4 protein-coding genes and 1 pseudogene are annotated in these 6,277 nt (G+C 58.6%); all 5 read right to left on the reverse strand.

Features of this window, described 5'->3' with window-relative positions; all coding sequences use genetic code 11:
* Nucleotides 1–235 (reverse strand): annotated as a pseudogene (gene narY, locus Q0216_RS01480) (nitrate reductase subunit beta); the annotation flags it as partial.
* Nucleotides 235–3,954: a nitrate reductase subunit alpha gene (locus Q0216_RS01485; protein WP_060824414.1), complete on the reverse strand. Its 3,720-nt coding sequence runs from the start codon at nt 3,952–3,954 to the stop codon at nt 235–237. The gene Q0216_RS01485 and the pseudogene narY, both read right to left, overlap by 1 nt.
* Nucleotides 3,955–4,032: 78 nt before the next feature.
* On the reverse strand, nt 4,033–5,226 hold the full coding sequence (locus Q0216_RS01490; RefSeq protein ID WP_298592370.1) for a ThiF family adenylyltransferase: 1,194 nt from the start codon (nt 5,224–5,226) through the stop codon (nt 4,033–4,035).
* Nucleotides 5,227–5,353: 127 nt separating this feature from the next.
* Complete coding sequence (locus Q0216_RS01495; RefSeq protein ID WP_298592372.1) at nt 5,354–5,860, reverse strand: molybdenum cofactor biosynthesis protein MoaE; 507 nt, start codon at nt 5,858–5,860, stop codon at nt 5,354–5,356.
* Nucleotides 5,850–6,277 (reverse strand): MogA/MoaB family molybdenum cofactor biosynthesis protein (locus Q0216_RS01500; protein ID WP_298592374.1); only part of this gene is annotated, 428 nt, incomplete at its 5' end. The genes Q0216_RS01495 and Q0216_RS01500, both read right to left, overlap by 11 nt.

Below are 6,277 nucleotides of genomic sequence, written 5' to 3' on the forward strand. Positions count from 1 at the left end.
CGCTCTTGAGCTCCAGACGACCGCGCTTGTTCAGCACCCAGCCGCCCTTCCACTTCTCCTGATCCTCGTAACGGCGGGGGTAACCCTGACCGGGACGAGTCTCAACGTTGTTGAACCAGACGTACTCGGTACCGGCTCGGTTCGTCCATGCCTGCTTACAGGTCACGGAGCAGGTGTGGCAGCCGATGCACTTATCGAGCGCCATCACCATAGCAACTTGTGCCATAACGCGCATTAGAAAGTTACCTCCTGGGACTTACGGCGACGGATGTACGAGACGATGTCGCGCTGGTTACCGGTCGGTCCAAGATAGTTGAAGGCGAACGCCTGGTGAGCGTAGCCACCAATCATGTGGGTGGGCTTCAGAAGAATACGGGTCACCGAGTTGTGAATACCACCGCGCTTACCGGTGACTTCAGACTTCGGGCTAACCATACGCTCCTGAGCGTGGTAAACGTAGCAGACGCCCTCGGGCATACGGTGCGAAACAACCGCACGGCCCACGAAGACACCGTTGGTGTTCACACACTCAATCCACTCGCCGTCCTTGACGCCAATCTTCTCAGCGTCCTGCGGGCTCATCCACGCAGTCGGACCACCACGGAACATGCTCAGCATGTAGTGGTTGTCGAAGTACTGCGAGTGAATTGCCCACTTGTTGTGCGGGGTCAGGTAGCGAACAGCAACCGAAACACCATCGGTAGTACCGAGCTCAGGCTCGTTGTACAGGCCGGTCATATCCAGCGGCGGACGGTAAATCGGCAGAGCCTCGCCCATTTCGTGCATCCAGTCGTGGTCGAGGAAGAAGTGCATACGGCCGGTCAGAGTGTGGAACGGCTTCTTCTTCTCGATGTTGACGGTGAACGGAGCGTAACGGCGACCACCGGTCTCCGAACCGGACCACTCGGGGGAAGTCATCACGGGCTGCGGTGCGGCCTGGGTCATGGGGAAGGTAATACGACGTTCCTCGTTACCTTCTGCCAGGTCCATCAGATGCAGACCGGTCTGCTTCTCGAGCTCCTTGAAGCCCTTAACAGCAACCTCACCGTTAGCGGTACCGGAAATCATGAGGATTGCTTCAGACATCTTCACGTCGGTATCCAGTGCCGGACGGCCTGCGCCCTTACCGGAGTCCATCACACCGAATTCCTTAGCCATCTTCGCGACTTCGTCCTTCAGATCGTAAGTGATGAACTTGGTGGTGGCACCGAGCTTGTCGAACAGCGGGCCAACGGTGGTGTACATGTCGTACAGTGCGCCGTAGTCACGCTCGACAGTGACGAAGTTCGGCATGTTCTTGCCGGGCACGCCCACCATACCGGGGGTGTTCTTCCAGTCGGGTGCGTGACCGCCGGGCTGAGCAATCTGGCCGGGGGTGTCGTGCAGCAGCGGGACCGAAACAATATCCTTACGGACGCCGAGGTGCTTCTTAGCCAGGCGAGTGAACTCGTATGCCAGAGCCTTGAAGGTCTCGTGGTCGGTCTTTGCCTCCCACGGCGGGTCAATTGCCGGGGAGAACGCGTGCAGGAACGGGTGCATATCGGTCGAGGAGATATCGTGCTTCTCGTACCAGGTAGCAGTCGGCAGAACGATGTCAGACAGCAGGGTCGTGGAGGTCATACGGAAGTCCGAGGTGACCAGCAAATCCAGCTTGCCCTGAGGTGCGTCGTCGACCCACTTCACTTCGTTCGGGTGCTTCTCCGCGTCGGAGCCCTGGACGTTGTCCATGCTACCGACCAGGTGCTTCAGGAAGTAGCTCTCACCCTTAGCGGAGGAACCGAACAGGTTCGAACGCCACAGGGTCAGGGTACGAGGCCAGTTGACGGGGTTGTCGACGTCCTCAACGGAGAATTCCAGATCACCGGAGTTCAGGCGCTGTGCAATGTAGTCCGCGTTCGAGGAAGCCTCGCCGCGTGCCACTGCCTGCTCTGCCTTATCAGCCAGTTCCATCGGGTTCTCGGGGAACTGCGGGAAGAACGGCATCCAGCCCATGCGCACGGAGCGTGCCACAACGTCAGCAGTGTGAACATCGCGCAGCTCACCCTTAGCCAGCGGGGACTGCAGGTAATCGGTGGAGTATGCATCCTGACGGAACTGGTCAGTGTGCATGTACCAGAAGCCGGTACCAATCATGTGACGCGGCGGGCGGCTCCAGTCCAGAGCGTTAGCAATGTTGGTCAGACCGGTCAGCGGACGTGCCTTCTCCTGGCCCACGTAGTGAGCCCAACCGCCACCGTTACGGCCCTGGCAACCGGTCAGGTTCAGCAGGGCGAGGATAGCGCGGTAGGTGGTGTCAGCGTGGTACCACTGGCAGATACCTGCACCGAAGATAATCATGGAGCGGCCGCCGGAATCCAGGGCGCTCTTAGCGAACTCGCGGGCAACGCGAATAACAGCCTCGGCGGGGACAGAAGTAATCTGTTCCTGCCATGCCGGGGTGTTCTGGACGTTCCAGTCCTCGTAGTCCTTAGCCCAGGTACCGGGCAGGCCCTCGCGGCCCACACCGTAGTGTGCCAGCATGATGTCGAAGACAGTGGTGACTTCGTGGCCTTCAACGTAGGCTACGGGCACACCGCGGGTAATGACGTCGCCGTGACCCTTCGGGTTATCGAAGGTCGGCATCTTGATTTCCACGGCTGCGGTCTGGCCCTGGGGCAGGTCGCGAATCGACAGAATCGGCTTACGACCCTGCAGGTCCAGGTTCCACTTGCCCTGGTCTTCCTGAGCGTAACGGTGACCCATGGTGCCGTTGGGCACGAAGACCTCACCGGTCTCGCGGTCCATCAGGACAGGCTTGAAGTCAGCGTTCTGCTGCTCAGCCTCACCAGCAAGCTTTGCAGCGGTCAGGAACTTGGAGGGGACCTTCACGCCGTCTTCGCGGGTTTCCAGGGTGACCAGGAAGGGAAGGTCGGTGTAGGTCAGGGAGAAGTCCTCGAAGAACTCGACACGCTGGTCGACATAGTTCTCCTTGAGGATGACGTGACCCATTGCCATAGCCAGTGCCGCGTCGGTACCTGCCTGTGCGGGCAGCCACTCGTCAGCAAACTTGGTGTTGTCGGCGTAGTCGGGGCTCACGGTGACAACCTTGGTACCGCGGTAGCGGACCTCGGAGACCCAGTGAGCATCCGGGGTACGGGTCAGCGGAACGTTTGCGCCCCACATGATGAGGTATGCAGCGTCCCACCAGTCGCCGGACTCGGGAACGTCGGTCTGGTCGCCGAAGACCTGCGGGGAAGCCACGGGAAGGTCGGCATACCAGTCGTAGAAGCTGGTCATGACACCACCGGTCAGCTGGATGTAGCGAACACCCGCGCTGAAGGAGGTCATGGACATTGCCGGAATCGGGGTGAAGCCGGTGTTACGGTCGGGACCGTAGTACTTGATGGTGTGCACGTGAGCAGCAGCCATCAGCTCAAGAGCCTCAGCCCAGGTCGAGCGCACCAGACCACCCTTACCACGTGCGTTAACGTAGCGTGCACGCTTGGCGGGGTCGGACACGATGGAGTGGAAGGCGTCCACGGGATCGTTGTGGATTGCCTTCGCTTCGCGGTACATCTCCAGCAGGAGACCGCGAACGTAGGGGTACTTAACGCGAGTGGGAGAGTAGGTGTACCACGAGAACGCTGCACCGCGGGGGCAGCCGCGGGGCTCGTACTCGGGGCGGTCGGGACCAACCGTGGGGTAGTCGGTTTCCTGTGCTTCCCAGGTGATAATGCCATCCTTGACATACACCTTCCAGGAGCAGGAGCCGGTGCAGTTCACGCCGTGGGTAGAGCGAACTTCCTTATCGTGGCTCCAACGGTCGCGGTAGAAGGCGTCACCTTCACGGCCGCCTTCACGGAAGACGGCGCGGCCGTCTTCAGTCTCATCCCAGCGGGAGAAGAACTTACCGAACTTAATCAGCTGATCGGTAAGGGGGCCATCCGGGCCCTTAATCTGTGATGCTTGTTCCATACTGCCCAATATATCTGAAATTTGGCATGGAAAATACGAGATAAAAACCTTGCCTAATTCATGCGAAATAAGGGTGTTTTAGACCGTAAGCCAGGCAGAAATTCCGCCCTCCAACATATACACAGAACGCCCTACCAAAGGGGCAATTTCGCGAGCCGCCTCAACCGTTCTAGCGTATCCAGTGCAGTAAATAACGATTTTCTGGGCATTTGCGGGGATTTTACGCTCAATCAAGGCCTTTAAAACACTATTCCGACCGGCCTCCAGCAACTCAGTCAGAGGAAGATTAATAGCGCCATCAATAGCGAAAGCTTCGAATTCCACCTGCTCACGGACGTCCAAAAGGGCAATATTTTCATCCGATGACAGCTTTTTAAGGTCCTGGGCACTTATGGGACGAGGCGTCGAATCAGTAGAAGAGCTAGTAAAATCCTGAGAAATATTACGAATTGTTACATAATTTTTGGGCTTATAACTCGTTTCTTGAGGCAAAACGACACTTTTCTTAGGTACAGCTTGCACGCTAGCTACGAGAGGTATATATTCCCACCTCCCGCTTAACGCCGAATATAGGCCAACCTCACCCATGAGTGGCTCCCCCACCCCGGTCAACAGCTTCACTGCCTCCATAGCCATAGCAGCACCCACCACACCAGCCATAGCGCCCACCACGCCAGCAGTACTACACGAAGGCACACTACCGGCAGCAGGAGCATGAGGGTACAAATCCTCATACACCGGACCGTGTCCCGCCCAAAACACACTCAACTGCGCATCAAAGCCAAGAATCGCAGCCCACACATGCGCAATCCCAGCACGCGCCGCCGCCGCCGACACCATATAACGCGACTCAAAATTATCGCTACCATCCAGCACCAAATCAGCGCCAGACAGCAAATCATCAACATTCGCCTCCGTTAAACGCTCACGCACCGGCACAACCTCAATAAAAGGATTCAGCGAGCGCAAAGACTCAGCGGCAGAGTCAGCCTTAGAATTACCCACCCTGGCGTGCGTATGAATCACCTGGCGGTGCAGATTCGAAGCATCCACGACGTCATCATCAACCACCACAATCTGACCGACCCCGGCACCCGCCAGGTACAGCAGCGCGGGAGCACCCAAACCGCCAGCGCCAAGCACCACCACTCGCGCACGCTTGAGTGCCAGCTGAGCCTCGTAACCCATTTCAGGCAGAATCAGCTGACGAGAATAGAACGCACGCTCAGCGGCAGAGAGCTCGCTCGCGCTACGAGAAGCATGAGAAGACATAGGGGTTCCTCGCATCAAGTAGTAGAGGTGGCTTGAACTTTAGGGATCCAAGCTTCAAGGAGAATAAGCCTGCCCGAGAGAAATCCCCCTGACAGGCTTATATAGAGATATCAGAATGTTCAGAAGGCTAAGCGGGCGAAGTGTCCACGCCAACCCACTCGATGCTTCCATCGAGCAGTTCCTGTTCCTTCCAAATCGGCACACGAGCCTTCACCCGGTCAGCCACCAGCTCGCAGGCATCAAACGCGCGGCCGCGGTGAGCAGCCGCCGCCATCACGGTCAGAGCCGACTCGCCAATAGCAATCGGACCCACACGGTGCACAGCCCACAGACGCACGCCGTCCAGCTCGGCGGCAACCTCGGCGGCAACCTCCGCAATATACTCACGGGCCTGCGGATGCGCGCTATAGGACAGCCCGCGCACCGCGCTACCGTGATCATGGTTGCGCACAATGCCGTCAAAAATTACCAGGGCACCCATGGCGTCAGTCATAACCTCAGCCTTAGCCGCTGCGTACAGCGGTTCCAGGGGCGCCTCCGTAATATCGGTGAACACCACGGTCGAGCCGCTCGGCTCAGCACCGTGCGCGCCCGAATGATCCAAGGGTTCTTCCTTCTGCGGCTTAGTGGTCATGGTAGTCCTCCATCTGACGGCAAATGTGCTCAACAAGCGGATCGAGGGTTGCCACGCCGTCCTTCACGCCACCGCGCGAACCAGGCAGGGTCATCACGAAGGTACGGTCAATCACGCCCGCCACGCCGCGTGAAAGCACCGCCGAGGGAACATTCTTCAGACCGTTCATCCAGAAGGCGTGCATGATGCCGGGCACTTCCTTATCCAGGTGGGGACGAACCGCCTCCACGGTCTGGTCGTCAGAGTTTAGGCCGGTGCCGCCGCTGGTCAGGATGAACGTCGGCAGGTTACCGTTCTTCTTGCCCTCGGTGACCAGGGTGTTGAAGTACTCGACAATATCGCGGTCCTCGATGACCACAGCGTCCGGGGTGTCGAAGCCGCGCGAGCGCAACCACTCCACGGCGATGGGACCGGACT

The organism is uncultured Rothia sp. (genome assembly GCF_937976295.1).
Lineage (GTDB): Bacteria > Actinomycetota > Actinomycetes > Actinomycetales > Micrococcaceae > Rothia.